The 20,053-nt window shown below is 55.8% G+C and carries 10 protein-coding genes; 6 read left to right on the plus strand and 4 right to left on the minus strand.

Translation table 11 applies throughout. The features are described from left to right. Positions 1 to 65 precede the first annotated feature (65 nt). Positions 66 to 617, plus strand: a complete 552-nt coding sequence (locus Q31a_RS25995) for a PEP-CTERM sorting domain-containing protein (RefSeq protein ID WP_197355742.1) — start codon at positions 66 to 68, stop codon at positions 615 to 617. A gap of 1,057 nt (positions 618 to 1,674) precedes the next feature. Continuing rightward, positions 1,675 to 2,478 (plus strand): hypothetical protein, encoded by an 804-nt coding sequence (locus Q31a_RS26000; RefSeq protein WP_145084580.1) that lies wholly within the window; start codon positions 1,675 to 1,677, stop codon positions 2,476 to 2,478. Positions 2,479 to 3,150: 672 nt separating this feature from the next. On the opposite strand, the gene Q31a_RS26005 is transcribed toward Q31a_RS26000, so the two are convergent. The 3 genes from Q31a_RS26005 to Q31a_RS26015 form a co-directional block, all read right to left on the minus strand. Then, entirely contained in the window at positions 3,151 to 3,744 is a 594-nt protein-coding gene (locus Q31a_RS26005) for an HdeD family acid-resistance protein (protein WP_145084583.1), read from the minus strand. A gap of 981 nt (positions 3,745 to 4,725) precedes the next feature. Next, positions 4,726 to 6,276, minus strand: a complete 1,551-nt coding sequence (locus tag Q31a_RS26010) for an arylsulfatase (RefSeq protein ID WP_231690940.1) — start codon at positions 6,274 to 6,276, stop codon at positions 4,726 to 4,728. Positions 6,277 to 6,703: 427 nt separating this feature from the next. After that, positions 6,704 to 8,086 (minus strand): META domain-containing protein, encoded by a 1,383-nt coding sequence (locus Q31a_RS26015; RefSeq protein WP_231690941.1) that lies wholly within the window; start codon positions 8,084 to 8,086, stop codon positions 6,704 to 6,706. Between the two features lie 924 nt (positions 8,087 to 9,010). Between Q31a_RS26015 and Q31a_RS26020 the strand changes: the two genes are divergently transcribed. From Q31a_RS26020 to Q31a_RS26030, 3 genes are all read left to right on the plus strand, one after another. Next, entirely contained in the window at positions 9,011 to 11,263 is a 2,253-nt protein-coding gene (locus tag Q31a_RS26020) for a dockerin type I domain-containing protein (RefSeq protein WP_145084587.1), read from the plus strand. Positions 11,264 to 12,611: 1,348 nt separating this feature from the next. Next, positions 12,612 to 16,094 carry an Ig-like domain-containing protein gene (locus Q31a_RS26025; protein ID WP_197355746.1) on the plus strand — a complete coding sequence of 1,161 codons (3,483 nt, stop codon included), beginning with the start codon at positions 12,612 to 12,614 and terminating at the stop codon, positions 16,092 to 16,094. 360 nt (positions 16,095 to 16,454) lie between these two features. Beyond that, positions 16,455 to 17,006: an NYN domain-containing protein gene (locus Q31a_RS26030; protein WP_145084593.1), complete on the plus strand. Its 552-nt coding sequence runs from the start codon at positions 16,455 to 16,457 to the stop codon at positions 17,004 to 17,006. Here the strand turns inward: Q31a_RS26030 and nadD are convergent. After that, positions 17,003 to 17,629, minus strand: a complete 627-nt coding sequence (gene nadD / locus Q31a_RS26035; RefSeq protein ID WP_197355748.1) for a nicotinate-nucleotide adenylyltransferase — start codon at positions 17,627 to 17,629, stop codon at positions 17,003 to 17,005. The two genes, Q31a_RS26030 and nadD, sit on opposite strands and share 4 nt — an antisense overlap. A 93-nt stretch (positions 17,630 to 17,722) precedes the next feature. On the opposite strand from nadD, the gene priA reads away from it, so the two are divergent. Next, complete coding sequence (gene priA, locus Q31a_RS26040; protein WP_145084598.1) at positions 17,723 to 20,005, plus strand: replication restart helicase PriA; 2,283 nt, start codon at positions 17,723 to 17,725, stop codon at positions 20,003 to 20,005. Positions 20,006 to 20,053: the final 48 nt, after the last annotated feature.

The following is a 20,053-nucleotide window of genomic DNA, read 5'->3' on the forward strand; positions in this document are numbered from 1 at the left end:
ACAGAATGGAATGTGTGCTACTTAGACGCCCGCCCCCCACTGAAGTCAACATGGAGTTCTTAGCAATGCGATCGCTGGTATTGTCAGTTATAGTTATGTTTGCCACCTCGGTAGCACACGCGGACGTGATCAACGTCGACGTTAGTGGTTGGCAAGCAGTGGGAGGCTACACAGCTCCCGGCAATTCCTTCCAAACATTCGACCTCGGGCCCAGCGGTGTACTGAGCGACGTTTCGTGGACCGATTTGGATTACGACGCTCCTGCTCCGAGCAATCTAAGTGAACTTGTATTCAACTTCACGAATTCCGATCGCAGCCAGTCGTGGCAATTCACCGTTTCCGGAACAACCTCCCCAGGTAACTACTTCGGAAGTGGTAATGTCTTCACCGACAAGGTGGCTGGAGGAGTTGGTCCGGTCACCACACTGGCTGATGGAATCTTGCGGTTTGAAGTTTACGATTCGTTCAACGACCGCAGCATTCCGGTCGACCAGATCATCAACAGCGGTACCTTCAATTTGACGGTCAGCGATGTTCCGTCAGTACCCGAGCCGAGCAGCGCCGGACTTGCGGGACTTGTGCTCCTGGCCAGCATGTGGCGCCGCTCGCGGCAATAGCATCTACCCATGCAGTGCATTGCCCACCATAAACCAACAAAAGCTGCGTCTAGACGCAGCTTTTTTTATGGGCGTCCGACCATGCTGCCGCCACACGTCGTAGCATCCGACTCGGCAACCTGGAGATTTTGCCAACGACCGATGTGCGGGCAGCGGGAAAGGCCTCTACCGAACACCAACAACCGCTCGGTGGGATGACCACTCCCGTCCAGAACACCACTCCAAAGCGATGACGAGTCATCGCACTCCAAATGGACTGCTGCGACTTGTCGTAGCTTTGTTGCTCGGCAACCTGGGGATTATTTCAGTGGCGGGAAAATGCAGAGCACCCCATCTTCCTGCCAGTCTCCGGTAGACTCCCCCACTCGTAGCATGGTCCCCCGGACCGTGTCGCTCCTCCCAGGTAGCATGGTCCCCCGGGCCGTGCCTCAAGCACCCAACCAATCTCCATGTGCTCCCCCGAGGAAATCGATGGTTCGCACTCCGAGAATTTCGAGCACGAGCACGAGCACGAGTAGGAGTAGGAGTAGGAGTAGGAGCAACACTGTGAAACACGCCAACCGAGGAATAGCTACCCTCCAAATTGAGGGCAACCGCACTCTCCCAACAGCGAAAGAAAATACCACTCACCCTTAACAGCAACTCAGAGCTAGCCCACTTAGTTGCTCGCACTTCCACAACATTGAACCGAAAGAGGAACAGCGCGCACAACTGTTTAGAGTTCCCCTGCCCCTTCAACAACATGCTTCATCATTGCTGGAAAGAACCAACATCAGAAGTGACTTGCACAGAGGGCGATAGCAACAAAATCAATATCCACCACTACTTCTGCTTACTCCACCACGCAATGCCCTGCCTCGGCAGAATGCCTTACCTAAACATTTACAGCTAGCACTGGAGTGATTAGATTTCTAGTGAGAAAGCCCCTGCCTGCCTCGTTAGTGCAACAGCAGCGACTTTGCGATACAGACGGCATCGCCACGTCGCTTCCCGATTGGAAAGTCGCATGCACCGGGGCACGTTTTTTGGTTCTTTGATTTCTGGAAAGTAATGCGCCATGAGGTTTCGTTTTCGACCCCGAGTCTACGATCCCCTTTCATTTTTGCGTTCTATCGCAGTACTGTCATCCCTCGCCTACGCATCTCCAGCCCTTGCTGGCGTAATCGATTTCGAAACGCTCCAGGACGGTCTGACTGCACCAACTGACGATGCTGCACTTGACCGCACTGTCGGATTTACGTTCGATGGAACGAATAGCGTCACTTTTGGATTCGACTACTCTGGCAATGATTTCAATGCGGATACCGATGCCGTGTTTGAAGCACGCGGTTCAGATAAGTTCAATGGTTTTGAGTCCAAACAAGCCGAACTGAACGGCGGCGCCAAACACGACACCGAACGGCCAGGCTCAGCCTACTCGCTAGGCAATTTTTTCCTGCGGCAACCTGCATCCATTGGATCAGTTCCCGGTCCTTTCATTATTGACTACGCCCAAGTAGTCTCGGCCCTGAGTGGTGAAATCTGGGACATCGATACAGGCAGTGCTGGGTACGAGCAATGGAAGGTCACTGCTTTCGATGCCGGAGGAACAACAATCACCTCGCTGCTTAGCCCAAAGGGAGACACCCTGCAAACAAACTCCTCCTCTGGCGATAGCTTGCCCTGGATTTTTTCGATTGCCGGTAGCGGGATTAAGAAGGTAGCTATTGAGTTTGTTGGAACGAATAAAATTGTTGGTTTAGCGTTTAACAATTTCAATCCATCCTCGGCCACTGTACCCGAACCAACATCGCTGCTTGTCTTTAGCATCGGCGCGCTGTCCCTAGTGCGTGTACGACCTCGCCGTAGGGCAGCGACTTAAATTGCCGACGTAGCAGGGGCAGCCGGGGTTGAAAAGCTCTCTGCCCATGCCATGGGGAACGGAGTGCAACATAGGGACTGCTGCGACTTGTCGTAGCTTTCCTGCTCGGCAACCTGGAGATTTTCCAGTGGCGGGCGTGGGAGACCAGGGGAAAAGGCCTCTAGCGAACACGAGCAACCGCTCGGTGGGATAACCACTCTTGCTCAAACCACCACTCCAAAGCGATGACGAGTCACCGCAGTCCATAGGGACTGCTGCGACTTGTCGTAGCTTTGTTGCTCGGCAACCTGGGGATTTTTCCAATGACGGGAAAATGCAGAGCACCCCACCTTCCTGCCTGCCTTCGGTAGACTCTCCCCACTCGTAGCATGGTCCCCCGGACCGTGTCGCTCCTCCCAGGTAGCATGGTCCCCCCGGGCCGTGGCCCTCCGTCCAAGTAGCACGGTCCCCCGGGCCGTGCCTCAAGCACCCAACCAATCTCCATGTGCTCTCCCGAGGAAATCGATGGTTCGCACGAGAGAATTTCGAGCACGAGCACGAGCAACCGCTCGGTGGGATAACCACTCTCGCTCAAACCACCACTCCAAAGCGATGACGAGTCATCGCACTCCATATGGAGTGCTGCGACTTGTCGTAGCTTTGTTGCTCGGCAATTCCGCAGATGTGAGATATTTAGAGGCTCTTCAAACCACGGATTTTGAAGGCACAGTAAATTGCCACAGCTCCGAACAGAATGGCAAAACCACCGCTGATGCGAATCAACAGGCTGGCCGAAAGCAGGGGAGCTAGCGCCAAGGCGACTCCAAAGAGAATTGAGAACAGCCCGTCCAACATCATCCATCCTTCGCCTTGGATGGCTTTGCGTTCACGGATCGCAACGACAATTTCAAGTACTCCACTGGCCATCGAGAGCCCTGCGATAATCAGCACGACGGTGATTGCGGCTATCGCACCAAACAAGGCTGGATGCCCTGCAGCGAATGCGCCTGCAACGATCGCCAAAACACCTCGCAGAATCGTCCAGCCGCGCGCCTGCGTCCATCCTGCAAGCCCGGCGATCACCGCTAAGACACCATCGATGACCAAGAAGATTCCAACCACCAGCGCCCACGTTAGCAACGTTAGCCCGGGATTAATGAGCGCGTATAAACCGATAGCTAGGAGAACGATGCCGCGCAGCAGCAGGATCCACCAATTCGCCGCCAAGGCGTTTAGGATCAATGTAGCGTTGGAGGACTCGGGGGAAGGCGATAGAGGCTCAGGCATCTTGCCAAGCTCCTTTCTTAGGGTGAGGGGCTGATTCGAAAGCGCGTGCGACCTCCATTCTACGTTCTACCGTCTACGTCTCGAGCCTGGTAACGAATCTACGAGAGTCTTTTGGCTGATTTTTTCGCTTTGGCAGTTGCAGAGAAATAACGCTCCGTAGCTACGCTCGCCAGAGCGTGGGAAACAACGCACGCCCACCGTCTGGCGACGGTAGCTACCCTGCGGATGCGCCTACCGACGAAAGCGAAGACAGTTGCAGGGAAATAGCGCTCCGTAGCTACGCTCGCCAGAGCGTGGGAGGGAAAGCCCACCGTCTGGCGACGGTAGCTACCGTGCGGATACGACTGCCGACGAAAGCGAAGGCAGCTGCAGGGAAATAACGCTCCGTAGCTACGCTCGCAAGAGCGTGGAAGGAAGGACCACCGGCTGGCGAAGGTAGCTACCCTGCGGATGCGCCTACCGACGAAAGCGAAGACAGTTGCTGGGAAATAACGCTCCGTAGCTACGCTCGCCAGAGCGTGGAGGGAAGGACCACCGTCTGGCGACGGTAGCTACCCTGCGGATGCGACTACCGACGAAAGCGAAGGCAGCTGCTGGGAAATTGCACTCCGTAGCTACGCTCGCCAGAGCGTGGAAGGAAGGACCACCGGCTGGCGACGGTAGCTACCGTGCGGATACGACTACAGACGAAAGCGAAGACAGTTGCAGGGAAACAACGCTCCGTAGCTACGCTCGCCAGAGCGTGGGAGGGAAGGACCACCGTCTGGCGACGGTAGCTACCGTGCGGATGCGACTGCAGACGAAAGCGACGGCAGCTGCAGGGAAATAACGCTCCGTAGCTACGCTCGCCAGAGCGTGGGAAACGCTGCACGCCCACCGTCTGGCGACGGTAGCTACGGTGACTGCGTAACGACGATGCCGCCAGGGCGGAGAATGACAACGGGGCGTGCTTTTAGAAAAATGCTTCTGCATCCACCTGAGTTACCGGCCGCCTAAGCTGGCTTCGATCTGCTTCTGGATTTTTTCCAGATTGAACGATCCAGGAGTTTGGCTAGGCGGAAAATCCTTCATGGTCATCAGGAAGTTACCGGCGAGTTGTTGCATCGGAGCGAGCACAAACACTCGTTCCAAAAACCAATCATTGTAGGTATTGGCACTATGTTGCGCCTTTTCAAACGGATCGCGGCGCAAGTTGAACAACAACGGTACACGAAGTTCGGTGAACGGCTCGCGCCAAACTTCGAATGCCATGCCGCGGTTTTCCAGGAATACCGCCTTCCAATCTTGGAAGCGGATGGCAACGATCTGACCGTCGTCATTCACATACATGAACTCCTGGCGAAGCGATTCCTGGGACTTGCCGGTTAGGTAATCGAGTTGGTTGTATCCATCGATGTGGTTCTTGTAAGTGCGTCCATTGAGCTCAACACCTTTAAGAAGCTTCTCTTTGATATCCGTACCGCCAGCAGCGGCAGCGAAGGTTGGCAACCAATCTTCGTGGGCAACGATTCCGTTGAGCACGGTCCCAGCAGGAAATTTGCCTGGCCAACGCACATAGCAAGGCACGCGGTAGGCACCTTCCCAATTCGAATTCTTCTCACTTCGAAAGGGTGTCGTACCAGCATCGGGCCAGGTGTTGTAGTGAGGTCCGTTGTCGGTGGAGTATTGAACGATCGTGTTGTCTGCGATGCCCAATTCATCCAACAGGTCGAGTAACTCGCCAACCTGCAAATCATGCTCGATCATACCGTCGGTATACTCGTCATTGCCCTTGTGACGGTTTTCCTTTTTGACGTGAGTGCGAAAGTGCATCCGCGTTCCATTCCACCAGCAGAAGAAGGGCTTCCCAGCTTTGTGTTGACGGGTAATGAAGTCCTTGGCTGCAGCAACCGTTTCCTCATCAATCGTTTCCATTCGCTTCCTAGTCAGCGGTCCGGTGTCTTCGATCTTTCCGTCAGCGCTCGCCTTGATCACACCTCTAGGACCGAATACTTGAGTGAACGTCTTGCCGTTGGCCAGCACCATGTCGCCCGGATAATCTTCGTTCTCGGGCTCTTCTTCCGCGTTGAGGTGATATAGATTCCCCAAGAACTCATCAAAGCCATGTACGGTTGGCAGATGCTCGTCGCGGTCCCCTTGGTGATTTTTCCCAAACTGACCAGTCGCATACCCGAGGCTCTTCATTACGGTAGCCATCGTCACATCGGTCTTTTGCCACCCCTCCTTGGCGCCCGGCAAACCGACTTTAGTCATCCCGCTACGAACCGGCACACTTCCGCTAATGAATGCCGCACGTCCAGCGGTGCAAGATTGTTGGCCGTAGTAGTCGGTGAAGAAGATCCCCTCCTTGGCCACACGATCGATGTTCGGAGTCTGATAGCCCATCATCCCCCGGTTGTAGTGGCTGATATTCTCAGTACCGATATCGTCTCCCCAGATAACGAGGACATTCGGCTGATCCTGTGCCTGCGCCACATAGCTGAGTCCCAAGCAGAGCCCAAGGGCCTGCAGAACTAGAAACTTAAACTTCATTTAATCAACTCCCAACCAACAGTTACACCAAGACGAATTGCAGGGTGCGTAACACAACGGACAACGTACTGAACTAAATTTGCTTGAAAAACGCAGCAACGAATCGGCAAGGCCCCAGCCGGATTCGCTAGGCCGGATCATCTGGGCGCAAGATTTCGAAATGAGGAGACTCCAGGAACTGGGGAACGAGCGTACCCAACGCACTCCACAGAATGACCGATACTGGTGCTTCATGAATCTGAATCTCGCTGGCACTGAACGGTTTCGAGAGTTTCTTGTTGCAAACGCGAAAATGCGACAGGCACGCATTTCCCGCCAATGCGGTACCCCTGTGGAGTGCAACCGCGGGAGGCAATTGGAGCTGTGAAGTGAGCCGCTTCGGAACACTCCACTGCACTACCGCCTACCGGCCGCACGCATATGGGGATCAATTTTCCATCTTCGAGAAACGAAGGACGTCAGTGCCCTCAGCATCGATCAGGAATAGCAAGCCCGTTTCGGCAATTCGATACTGCACGACGCGCTGCAAAGCCGCCATGAACTTGGATTCCTGATCCATGAGTGCCGGGGGCCCGGCACGCCGCGTCATCGCCAAGGGACCGAAGGTGCAGGAGTTGTGATCAACCTTGGCTTGCCCCTGAAAGCGATTGACGGCTGAGCTGCCGGAAACGGCCCCGTCGGCGGAGAACTCAAGCGTACTCTGCGCGAGATCGATTACACCAGCGGAATCGATATCCTCGGCCAGCCATTTACCCACTAAACTCAGGGCTACACCTTCGGAAGGAGCACCCGCTGGGTCACTCCATATTTTCTGCCAATCGACCTTCATGTCGACAACCGTCCACCCGCACTCGTCAGCTCGCGTCAATGCCGTTGTGAGTTTGCCTGAGCTTTGGGGATTCGCATCGTAAGCGTATTCACGCTCCGCATCGGTATGGTGCACGATCAATCCAAAACTCGCACGCGGATTGCCAATTGTGGTGTATTCCAACATGGCTTGATCGCCATCACTGTTTCCAAAGCAGGCAATGGGCCGGCGTCCGATGAACTGATGGATGCCGACCGGCTTGCCTTCCTTGTCGTCGACGAAGAGGTGGTCCATCGTTTTTACCAGCACGGGTAAACCATCGCGCAACTCGAATCTAGCCTGCCACATCGATCCGACAACATTCTCCGGGGGTATCCCATAGACGCGTTCAGACCAGACTCTCATGAAATCGGCTCCTCCGCCCGACACGATGAACGTCTTGAAGCCCTTCAGCCGAAGGTAGACCAGCAGTTCCTGCATGGGCTGGTAGGTTAATTCCGAATAAGGTTTTTCGAACCGAGGATGCTTGGCCGTTGCCAGCCAATCGTTGACCCGCTGGTCGAACTCATCCGTCGTCATTCCAGCATGCGTGACTCCAATAACATGCATCAAACCATCGTGGTTTTTACCCGCCAGTAATTTTGACAAATCCCCCTGCAAGGCCGCCTGGACGAACGGGTCGTCGGCGAGTTCAGGTTCCAGCGGCGCACGGCGCCGGAGTTCATCGAATACAAAAGCGGCTTGAAACGGCAGAGGAGCCTCCGGCCACAACGTTCCGTCGTTGTCGAACACGGCAACCCGCTCGGCTGATGGCACGAAAGCTGGCGAACCCTCACGCGTAACCCGCTCAACAAACTCGAGAATCGACTGTTTGGCCGCGCCTTCGTTCCAGGAACCTAACGGATCGGCTGCCACTGCGAAACGGGCCATGCCGAACAAGGAAACCATGGCTACAAATCCGAAAATATTGATATACGGTAGAAGAAGTCTACGAATCCGCATAGTACTGGTCCTTATATGTTGAGGAAGCCTAGTGCTGTGTCCCAACTTAGAATTAGGGTCCAGCATGCATTGGAAAAAGGTGCCCGACACCTTTTTCCGGGCAACCCGAAAATTAAGCTGTGACAAAGCACTAGAATCGGCCGGAAAGGTTGAGCTCGGGACAAGAGAATTTAAGTCTCGTGATTCAATCACGTGTTCTGACTCAAACTCTTACGAAGCATTTCTAGGTTCAGGCTTGGAGAAAAGGTGAAACGTCAGATGGTTCGTTGGTGCAACGGACCTCAGATACTGTAGATCAAAGGGATCGAGTGCTCTATCCATTACTACGACGCGATTCTCTCCTCCCTCCGACCCACGGAGTGCATGCGGTCCTGGAAGTCCAAGTAGGCAGCCGCGATTGTCGTCGCCCACGTCGGAACTGATGCACACTCTAACGCCAGGCATTCTACTGCAACGCAACCGCTAACCCCGAATATCTCGCGAAAAACCTGCAACAAACCCCATAAGAACCCTACTCCCGAAATCGGAGGTAGACTTCTCATTTTTTGTCAAAAACCACCCGATGACTCTACCGCCGTGCATGGTGCCTTAAAAGCACAAACATGCCTGCTGGCCGGCCACCGATTCACGTTGAGCAGCTGTTTTCCTCGCCCCCTTTGGTGCAATGCAACACTGTACCGGGCCGACAAGCCCCCCCGGACAGCGAGAGGGAACACAGAGGAGTAAGGGTGCGTCTGCAAGGGGTTTAGCGATTGCGCCAAGGTGAGGCGGGCGGAGTGGCTCAATCGTTCGATCTGGGGACAGATTCCTGGTTGAGGGAACCTTAACGGCGGTTTAGAGTCAAATAGGCAGGTTCTCGGAATCGCGCGGGTGGCGCCACCTCCTCCCTTCATTCGCTTATTGCTCGTCTTGGAGCCCGTTTGCATGGCTTTCTCGTTGAATTTCCTATTTTTCAAGGCACAGAAGCCCCGTCGATCGAGCAAGCGTCGCCGGCAGCTGTCCTTGGAGTCACTGGAAAACCGACGAGTCCTCGCTGCCCTCCCCTATGGCGCTACCGAAGCGGATTTGGGAGAGTTCATGCTGGGCACGGTTGGAGTGACGCCCGTCTTCTTTGAGAGCAACGGCCAATTGGACACCAGTTCAGAGGACTGGACTCCGGCGCATATCTCCGAAGTGCTGGGAAATATTGACGAAGGCCTGGATTGGTGGGTCGACCTGCTTGCAACCCAATCCTCGGTCCACGAGCTCTCCTTTACGTTGGACACGACCTACGCGACGACTCCAGTGGAGACGAAATACGAGCCCATCGCGCGCCGCTCGAACGATTACTCCCTCTACGTCACCGAATTCCTAACCTCTGCTGGATTCACGTCCGGCAATATCGAAACGGACATTCGCTCCTTCAATCAAGCGCAGCGCGAGAAGCTGGGCACCGACTGGTCGTACACGATGTTCGTGATCCCCTCGGAGAACGACACGGATGGGAATTTTGCAAGTGGCGGTTCCTTTAGCCGCGCGTTTGCCTTTGCGGGCGGCTTGTTTATGGTCGTGCCCTCCACGCGTCCAGCCTCAACCTTTGCCCACGAAACCGGACACATTTTCTGGGCCCGAGATGAGTACTTGGGAGGCAGCTCCTCGTTCGCCAAACGCGGATACTACAACACCTCCAATGACAATTCGGCCGACAATCCAACTCCAGGTTTCGTGCAGCAGCCCAGCATCATGGCCTCCTCCACCCTGCTTGATACGGCCTATGAAAACTATATTTCCCCAGCCAGCACCCTGGCGATGCTCGGTTGGCAAGACTCCGACCAGGACGGCATTTTTGATGTGCTCGACGTTCCCCACCGATTAACGGGCACCGGATACCTCGACAGCTCAGACGGGATCTATCACTTCCAAGGCAACGCAACGGTGCAAACCCTCGCCAACCAAAACCCAGCGGGATTGGGGAACGATATCACCCTCAACCGCATTCGGGAAATTGAGTACCGATTTGATGTCGGCGAATGGCAAATCTACTCCACCCCCGATGCCTACGAAGTCGCTTTAGAGATGTCGATTCCGGTCCCCTCCGGCGTTACACAAATCGAAATTCGAGCGAGGGATTCGAAGACCACCGTGGCCAGCAACCTCTTTACAGGCCAATTGAGCCGAGCCGACGCGACCCTAACGCCAGGTATTAACGGTTCGGTTTGGATCGACGCCAATGGTAACGGCCTGCGCGACACCAGTGAATTTGGAAGAGAGGGCTGGCAGATCGACTTAGTCGATAACTTGGGACAAAGCGTTCCATTGAAAACGACGATTGAGCCCGACAACTATCCAGACGGCACGCTGACGAGCAACTTCAACCCGCAGCTTACCCTGGCTGCGGTGGGCACCGACACCGATGGACGCGTGGGGGTCTTTGCCGACAGTTCAACCAGCACCGGTAGCAAAAACTTTCGATTGTTCTCAAGGTCTTCCAACACCTACCAAGCTCTCTGGAACGACAGTTCGCGGCAGTTGCAAGCAACATTTTCGGTCCCCACCACTCGCGTCACCATTGATGGGATCGCCGCGGGCGACGGAGCCATCGGCCGGATGGACGCATACAACTCGAATGGGCAATTGATCGGTCGATACACCACGGCCAATATGGACGATGGACAATTTGAAACCATGACCATCGAAAGCGCCGCGGCAGACATCGCCTGGGTAACCATCGGCGGCCACGCTGGGACTCGCGTCAGGTTGGACAACCTGTCGTTCGGTCCCGAAAGCAGCACAACTACAGACGCATTGGGGTTGTTCCAATTCCCTGCGCTCCCCGAGGGGGATTACCAAGTACGAGTCACTCCACTGGGGAATTACCAAAGTCTGGCTTCCGAGGACGCGACGCGAACCGCCAGTGTGCTAGCGAGTGAGATTACGACGGGCGTTGACTTTGGATTTCAGACCAGCGCCAGCAGTTGGCAAAATCCGACGAACCGATTGGACGTCAATAACGACAGCTTCGTTTCCCCCATCGATGCCTTACTGATCATCAATGAGCTCAATTCCGAGCGTGGTGGTGGGTTATTAACCGGTACCGACGTCCCATTCTCCCCCTTCCTCGACGTGGACGGGGATGAATTCGTTGCTCCCATCGATGTCTTGCTAGTCATCAACCATCTCAATAGCCAAAACGCTTAGCGATTTATCAATGCGAAGCAAACTAGGTTAGGCGAGAGAGCGGGCATGGAGTCGTCCCCAGCCAAGTACGGTCATCCCTCACGAGGCTCCCGACGTTGCGTCTTCGACAGAAGCTCCTGGATTCTACGGTCCTCCCAATGTGCCACCACCCCGCCCATCAAAACCAACGGCGCAATGTATCTCCAAGCATACTCGCCCCTGCGGTGGTCCCAGACAGACACTTTGGCAGGAAGGTGAAGGCAGGAAGATGGAATGCGTGCGAGAGGATGATCGCGGTCTTGGCTTCAGCCGCATTCTCCCGTGGATGGCCCCTTGATTTCCTCGGGTTTACCGTATGGTTTGTGGGGAAACGTGAGGACACGGTCCGGGGGACCATGCTACCGTGGGGAGGCGGACTGAAATCTACCGGAGGCTGGCAGCTAGATTGGGTGCTCTGCATTTTCTCGCACTGCCCCCCCCCCGGTTGCCGGGCAAGAAAGCTGCGACAAGTCGCAGCACTCCATATGGAGTGCGATGACTCGTCATCGCTTTGGAGTGGTGGTCTGGACGGGAGTGGATAGTCCACCGAGCGGCTGACTGTGCCTCCTACTCCTACTCCTACTCCTACTCCTACTCCTACTCCTACTCCTACTCCTACTCCTACTCCTACTCATGCTCATGCTCATGCTCACCCCGAGTGCGAATGCCGGAATGAAGACAAGTTCGAGTTCGAGTAGGAACTCTTGATCTCCGCGGGTTTACCGCATGGATCGGTGCGTAAACTTGAGGACACGGTCCAGGGGACCATGCTACCGGGAGGTGGGACAAGGCCCGGGGGGGCCATGCTACATGGGGGTAGTACTTGCTAGCAAACCTTGCGTTCCCCCATCGCTTCTGCTGTTAAAACCCCGCCTTGCACAGACAGAAGACACCACCCGCTCGAAGGGCCAGCCGATTCTGGCTGGGGATTTGAAAGGCAATTGGATTTTTGACGCTCGAGCCTGGAGAAGCGGCCTAGAGGGCAACCCAGCCCCCCACTTAGGCAGACCCAATCCCGTCAAAATCGCTCTGGAAATTCAGCTTTTCCTGGAACTTCGCGCCAACTTTCCCCTCTAACACGAACGGACGGTGGGGGTATGGAGCAGGTTATGAGCTTTTTTCTGGCTGGACGGACCACCCAGCAGTTTTCCCTATTCATCCCAATTTACGCCGTCCGCTTTAATTGCAAAAACAACCAGAGCTGACTAATCTAGACATCTCGAAACATTTTCTCTTCTAAAAGATGCTCTCCTGTTGGCGGCAAACGTCTCAGGTCGCCGTTCCTGACACGTTTCGACCGCAAACCCTCACGACGTCTATGGGCGCAGTAATGAAAAAACAAATTGGAAGACTATTGGCTGGAATGAAGAGTGCGCAACGGACGCGGAAGTCGCGTTTGAGAAACCTGCAGATGGAGCCGCTGGAAGGGCGCCGTTTGCTGGCTGCCGATTTAGCGCCTGTCCCCTTCCACAATCCGCTGATAGCCCAAGACGTGAATTATGACTTCAATGTATCCCCCGTGGATGCACTGCTGGTCATCAACGAACTCAACCGCGGCAATTCGGGGGAGCTCGGTTCAACCCGTGAAGGGACCAACTACGGCTACGTCGACGTCAATGGCGATGGGCACCTGTCGCCAGTAGATGCGTTGATGGTCATCAACCAGATCAATGCGGAAGCCGAAGTCGGCGCTTTGGTAACCTACACGGCGACTATTACCGATTTGGATGGAAACCCCATCACGCAAATTGAAGTGGACCAAAAGTTTCGACTGAACGTTTTTGTGCAGGACACCAGTCCTTCACCTAATGGCGTGTTTCAAAACGCTGTCGACGTGGGAGTCGACGGATTTGAAGACATCACCTTCCCATCGGACGGCGGTAGTTTCGCCAGCAACATCGACTTCAGCTTCGTGTACAGCAGTGGCCCGCGGGCATTTGCGGGCCCCGCCGGCAGTGAGTCCGAAGAGTTTTTTGATCAAATCAGCTCATTCTCGATCAGCTCCGGTCAGCCATTCCCTCCCGTTGACGGCGTACACCTATTCTTCTCCGCAGACATTTTGGCCTCCGATGCGGGCACGGTAACGTTCAACCTGAACCCTGCGGAAGACGACAACGTTACCGAGGTATTGGTATACAACCCCAACGCCACCGGTGAGGATGGCTTCCGCGTCGATCCCTCGATGATTTCCTACGGTTCCGCTTCGATCACGATCATTACCGATCCCACCGTCCCGGTGGCTGCGGATGACACGGTCGCAACCAACGAAGACACATCGATCCTCTTGGTTGGTGGTAGCATTGATTTAACTGCAAATGACACGGTCACTTCCCCGCGTACTTTGTCAGTCTCTTCGATTGATTCCATCGCCGGAACCACCAGTGGGACTTTGAATAATTTCACCTACACGCCGAAGGCGGACTTCGTAGGTCAGGATGAAATCACCTACACCGTCCTAGACAGTACTGGGTTGAGCTCGACGGCCACCATCACCATTAACATCGCTGCGGTCAACGATGCTCCCGTAGCCAGTGATGACAATTTCTCGATTGACGAAGAGACCTCCGACAACCAATTGGACGTTCTCGTGAACGACAATGGCGGTCCCGAGGAAGCAGCTGACACCATCAACGTGACCGCTGTGGGCACTCCCGACCAAGGAGGCACCGTCTCGATCGCTACGGACGGCCAATCGCTGTTGTACACTCCCGCCGATGGGTTCTTGGGAACGGAAACATTCACCTATACCGTCACGGACTCCGGTGGACTGACCGATACCGCCACGGTAACGATTGAGGTGGAAGCCACCATCTTGCCGCGTGCTCGAACGGACCGAGCGACCGTTGCGGAGGACTCCACCGACAACGTCATCGACGTGCTGGGTAACGACCGCTTGAACGTAGGAGCAACGGCCGTTCTGGTGGGGATCACGACCAATCCAACCAATGGAACGGTTAGCATCGACGACAACGGTACCGCCGGGGATCCCTCGGACGATACGCTGCTCTACAGCCCCAATGCTGATTTCTTTGGAACCGACTCGTTCACCTACACCATGAACGATTCTGCGACGGGGAGTCTCGATTCCATTGGCACCGTGTTTGTAACGGTAACCAACGTCAATGATCCGGTAGTGGTCGTTAACGACACCTTCGCCGGTACCGAAGACACGAATACGACCATCGCGATTTCCGCACTCCTGGCCAACGATTCCCCGGGAGCAGGCGAAGCGGGTTCGCAAACCTTGTCAGTCGCCAGCGTTGCACCGGTGGGAGCTGGTGGAACCGTGGCCATTGTCGGAACGAATGTGGTCTACACGCCTGCGGCTGATTTCAATGGCGAATTCCTTTTCACCTACGTTGCGCAAGACAATGGAAGTCCCGTTAGCTCAGCGACTGGGACAGTCACGATCAATGTTGCAGCCGTCAACGATTCTCCCGTTGCCAATGCCGACAACGCCAATGCGGTGGAAGATGTCACCCTCGAAATTGCGGCCAACACCTTGCTGGCGAACGACACCAAGGGTGCCGCCAACGAGTCAGCTCAAGTCCTGACCCTCACTGGGGTAAGCCCAACCAGCACCTCAGGCGGCACGGTCTCCCTGTCGGGCAGCACGATTTCGTACAAGTCGGCTCTGAATTTCAACGGCACAGATTCTTTCACCTACACAATTAGCGACGGAGCAGGTGGTACGGCGACAGGCACTGTTGCCGTAACCGTGGCGGCCGTCAACGACGCACCGATTGCCGGCACCGACTCGGTCCAAACGTTCAAGAATGTTGCGACAAGCATTTCTGTTGCCACGCTGTTGAGCAATGATTCAGCCGGACCGGCCAACGAGTCAGCACAAACTCTGTCCATTACCGCTGTCGCTGCTACCGCTGACACACATGGGACAGTCGTCCTCAATGCGGACGGCACCATTACCTTCACCCCTGACGCAGAATTTACGGGTGCGGCATCCTTCGAGTACACCCTCAAGGACTCCGGTGGTGCAACGGGCGACAATGTAGACACGGCAACCGGTACGGTAAACTTGACGGTCGAAGAGTTCCAGCCAAGCATCATTTCTGGCAAGGTTTGGATCGACGAGACCAACGACGGCTTCATTCAGCCAGCCGAGCGACGTCTAGGTGGAGTACTAGTTTCACTCTCTGGGACTTCGTTGAATCAAACCGTTTCACGCAGTGCACTAACGCTGGCCGATGGAACGTACAGCTTCGAGGACCTGGGCCCTGGTCAGTATACCGTCCATTACACGGTGCCGAATTTCATGATGGATGGCAAGGACGTCCATGATGGGGTTCTCGATCAATCAGACACAGTCGCCAACCAGTTTACGATCGACATTGTAGAGCCTGGTGCAGTGCAAGCCGCCGAATACAACTTTGCCGTACTCGGACTGCAGTCTGGCAATGCCAGAATGCTGGAGCAACTTGCGTCGCGATACACCAAGGAAAACGGCGGCTATGCCTACAACGGGGCCTATTTCTCGCTCAGCAGCAGTAACGAACTGCGTTGGGGCACGCTCTTCGATGGCTTCGATGGTGTTCAATTCAGCGAAGCGGTGTTGAGCGACAATGGTGAGCAACTCCTGCTGACAGTCGTGCATGCCGATCACTCCGTATCGACGGTGACTCTCATCAAAGGACAAGATTTCTTCACTACGCAAGACTCGGCCAACAACCATCTGGTTCGCGTCCTGGGTAGCTGGGAGGGATTGAAGGACAGAAGCTTCCAATCCGAAGGCGGCTTCTCGAACTACCTGAATGCGGTCAACGCGGTCTTCGCCCAAGAGGGCTGGGACGATTAACTAATTGAACTCGAGAGATGGGACCTTCCACCGGTCCCGAGTACTCATGAAACCTCCACCAGTGCTACTGGCGGAGGTTTTTTCATGGCTCGAGCAAAGCGTGTACTTTCCCTGCACAGCCCGCTCGCCGCGGAGGGGGCCAGACCAGCGTTGGGTCCGCTACCAGCAGTGCGGGGTCCAACGCTATGCATGAAGAGGTTGGGCGGTAACGCCGGAGCGAAGCCTCGCTGCACCACCGCAACCGCAGGGCTCCGACACCGCTTCAAGAGGCTCTCCCGACGGTTTGAGCCCTACCCAGCGTGCGGCAGTAGCTCATTTGCCGCTCGCCTAATTCCCCCACGCCCGGTATGGTAGGAAGGTATGAACGCATCTGCCTCCTCCTCCGCACCATCCACTCCGCCTCGCGATCCGCGACTGCTCATCGATGGCTACAACGTACTTTTCCAAAGCCAGTTAGTTGGCAAGGGGCGAGGAAAACTCTGGTTGCAGCGCGCACGCGAAAGACTTTTGACGCTCCTGCAAGAGAAACTATCAGCGAGCGAGCAACGCGCCACCCAAATCGTTTTTGACGCCAGCCGCGTCTCAGACTCAACGAACAGCTATAGGACGTCCCAAGGCTTGACCGTCACATTTGCGACGGAATACCCTGAAGCCGATGATCTAATCGAAGAGATTTTGCGCACGCATTCCCATCCCAAAAATCTGCGTGTCATCTCCAGTGACCAACGCATTCGGCGGCGCGCGATTGCACGACGCGCTCAATCGATTGACGCAGAATCCTTTCTTAATGAGCTGCACCGCCCACCTTCCAAGCACGTCCCACCGCCCGTCTCCGCGGAGACTCCGACCGGCACAGAGCCGTTGCCGAGTCACGAGGAAATTGAATTCTGGCTCAAAGAGTTCGGGCATTAGCGGTAGAGCTGTTGGGCCTGAATATAGGCTGCCACGGCGGGGTGCAATTGATAACGCACGCTGCGTGACTGACGCAGGCTCTCCCGAATCGCACTGCTACTCACATCAACTTGAGGCATCGTGAGGCAATGGGAAGCGAGATCCGCTCTTTGCGACTCAGGAAGGTATGGTGCTAACAATTGCATATCAGGTGCTGCCTGTCCGCCTCGGGACAGCACGATGACTCGGGCCAGTTGGCAAATACGCTCCGGTTCCCGCCACGAATGAAAATCGACCAGCGAGTCGGCTCCCATCAAAAAATACCATTCGGTTTGGGGGTTCTCCTGCCGAAGCTCTGCTAACGTATCGACAGTGTAGGAGGTACCACCACGCCGAATTTCGCGATCATCCACTCGAAAGCGAGAATTGCCGCCTATTGCCAATCGCACCATTTCCAAGCGGTGTTTGTCGTCGATGGGGCGTTGGTGGGTTTTTAGTGGGGAAATGGCGGCCGGCACAAATCGAACCTCATCCAATTCCAAGGAGTCCGCAGCAACCTCGGCTAACAGCAAGTGTCCAAGATGGATTGGGTCGAATGTCCCTCCGAAAATTCCCACGCGCTGACGATTCGAGGATTCCGACATATAACTTAGGGTCCCGCAGAGGCTACAAACACGATTCGAACGCGGCATGAGTGCCACAATCGTAGCCCAAAATGCCGAACCAGTGTATCACTAATGAATTCGCAGCAGCCTGAATTGTTCGCCACCAATATCCCGCCTTGGGAATTGGATGCATTGAGCGAGTGTCGCGCGGCGAAAATCGTGTTTGCAGAGGCGCCCTACGGCCCGCTCGATTATCGAGTGCCCGATGAGCTGCTGGAGGAAGTGCGACCGGGAGTTCGGGTCAAAGTCCCCCTGGGGCGTGGAAATCGAGTGATGTTAGGCTACTGCATCGCCGTTTCCATGGTCAAACAAGCTCCCGATGCGCTGAAATCGGTGCTGGAAGTCCTCGACGTCGAGCCGCTGTGCACTCCCCGCCTGCTGGAACTTTTCCAATGGATGAGTCGCTATTACATTGCGCCACTGGGCCAAGTTTTTGAGGCGGCCATTCCGGCAGGAGTTCGGGCGGCCGCCGGCTCGCGGCAGCGCGTCATGCTCTATCCCGGCGAGCTGGCTGCGGATCCGCAACGCATCGCCCAATTGTCCGACAAGCAACAAGCCGTAATGGGGCAACTCATTCTGACCGCTGGCGGCGTCACGATCGACCAGCTTCAAAAGCTAGCCAATTGCTCAACGGGCCCCATCAACGCCTTGCGTGAATCGGGCTTCATCGACGCCCGCCAGGAACGAATCCTCAACGAATTCACCACCACGCCCGACCTCCCCCCTGCCCCACCCCTGGCGCTCAGCGCCGATCAACGGCAAGCTCTGAACCACGTTCTGGAAGCGCTCGATTCCGCCAAGCAACAGACGATTTTGCTGCATGGCGTTACGGGAAGCGGCAAAACCGAAGTCTACATGCAAGCCATCCACGAAGTCATTTCGTACGGTCGACAAGCGATCGTCTTAGTGCCGGAGATCAGCCTTACTCCGCAAACACGCCAACGCTTCTTAGCTCGCTTCGGCAATGTGACCGTCCTGCACAGTCACATGAGTCCCGTGGAAAGGCATCACCAGTGGCGGAAGATCTCCGCCGGGGCCAGTCCGGTAGTGATCGGTCCTCGCAGCGCGATCTTCGCTCCCCTGCCTCGGCTCGGCTTGATCGTCTTAGACGAAGAGCATGAGTCGTCGTTCAAACAAGACACGCAACCCCGTTACCACGCCCGTGACGTCGCCCTCCATCGCTCGTTCCTCGAGCAGATACCGCTGGTACTTGGCTCCGCAACTCCGAGTCTTGAGAGCTGGAAACGTGCCAAGGAAGGATCGTATCGACTGGCCAGTCTACCGCGTCGCGTGCACAACCGCCCCCTGCCACAAGTCACCACCATTGACTTGCGGACCGAAAAGCAAGAGCCCAATCGCGGAGCGATCACACGCCCGTTGAACCAAGCGATCCAAGAAACGCTGCGCGATGATGGTCAGGTTATCCTGCTGTTAAACCGCCGGGGGTTTGCGACCAACATTCAGTGTCCGCAGTGTGGCCATGTCGTGACCTGCCCCGACTGCGACTTGCCCCTGACGCATCACCGAGACGGCAGCAAGGCCTGTTGCCACTACTGCGATTTCCAAATTCCGACGCCTCCCGGTTGCCCGAAGTGCAATTTTCAGGGAGTGCGTTTCACGGGATTGGGCACGCAACGGTTGGAGATTGAAGTAGCACAGCGGTATCCTGGAACCAGAATCGCCAGGATGGACAGTGACACGATGCGCAAGCCAGGAAGTCACGAGCGGACCCTGACCGACTTTCGGGACGGCAAGATTCGCATCCTCTTAGGCACTCAAATGATCGCCAAAGGATTGGACTTCCCCAACGTTCTATTGGTCGGAGTCATCAACGCGGACACCGCCCTGCACTTCCCCGATTTTCGCGCGAGTGAGAAGACCTTTCAAATCGTGACTCAAGTCGCCGGTCGCACGGGACGAGGCGAGAAGGCGGGACACGTGCTCGTGCAGACCTACTCCCCCGATCATCCCGCCATCGTGGCCGCCGCCAAACACGACTTCATCAGCTTTGCCAACACCGAACTGCAGCAGCGAGCCCAGTTTGGCTATCCGCCTCATGGACATTTAGCGCGTGTCATTATGCGTGGCCCGGACTTGACCGAAACCGAGGGATTTGCCGAGTCGGTTGTTCGCAAGCTGACGGCCACTCGCGAGCTGCAGGGCATCGACTGTCGCATCCTCGGTCCCGCGCCGCCCCCGCTCTCGAGATTGCGGGGCAATTACCGCTTCCATGCCCTGCTACAAACCACGGAGGCCGAACCGCTCAATCGCCTTTTGGTAAAAACGATTCCCGACATCAAACCACCCAAAGACATTCAATACGTGATCGACATTGACCCATTAGATACCCTTTGACTTGTCTGGCCCGGCACGGCACGGCGGCCCCCAATCAACTATCGAGAG

The sequence above is a fragment of the Aureliella helgolandensis genome, from assembly GCF_007752135.1.
Taxonomy (GTDB): Bacteria; Planctomycetota; Planctomycetia; order Pirellulales; family Pirellulaceae; genus Aureliella; species Aureliella helgolandensis.

What these genes read in the sequence shown, in the direction of transcription:
- Q31a_RS26005 (WP_145084583.1), bottom strand. Translation starts at nt 3,744, where the DNA reads ATGCCTGAGCCTCTATCGCCTTCCCCCGAGTCCTCCAACGCTACATTG.
- Q31a_RS25995 (WP_197355742.1), top strand. Translation starts at nt 66, where the DNA reads ATGCGATCGCTGGTATTGTCAGTTATAGTTATGTTTGCCACCTCGGTA.
- nadD (WP_197355748.1), bottom strand. Translation starts at nt 17,629, where the DNA reads ATGTCGGAATCCTCGAATCGTCAGCGCGTGGGAATTTTCGGAGGGACA.
- Q31a_RS26015 (WP_231690941.1), bottom strand. Translation starts at nt 8,086, where the DNA reads ATGCGGATTCGTAGACTTCTTCTACCGTATATCAATATTTTCGGATTT.
- priA (WP_145084598.1), top strand. Translation starts at nt 17,723, where the DNA reads ATGAATTCGCAGCAGCCTGAATTGTTCGCCACCAATATCCCGCCTTGG.
- Q31a_RS26025 (WP_197355746.1), top strand. Translation starts at nt 12,612, where the DNA reads ATGAAAAAACAAATTGGAAGACTATTGGCTGGAATGAAGAGTGCGCAA.
- Q31a_RS26000 (WP_145084580.1), top strand. Translation starts at nt 1,675, where the DNA reads ATGAGGTTTCGTTTTCGACCCCGAGTCTACGATCCCCTTTCATTTTTG.
- Q31a_RS26010 (WP_231690940.1), bottom strand. Translation starts at nt 6,276, where the DNA reads ATGAAGTTTAAGTTTCTAGTTCTGCAGGCCCTTGGGCTCTGCTTGGGA.
- Q31a_RS26030 (WP_145084593.1), top strand. Translation starts at nt 16,455, where the DNA reads ATGAACGCATCTGCCTCCTCCTCCGCACCATCCACTCCGCCTCGCGAT.
- Q31a_RS26020 (WP_145084587.1), top strand. Translation starts at nt 9,011, where the DNA reads ATGGCTTTCTCGTTGAATTTCCTATTTTTCAAGGCACAGAAGCCCCGT.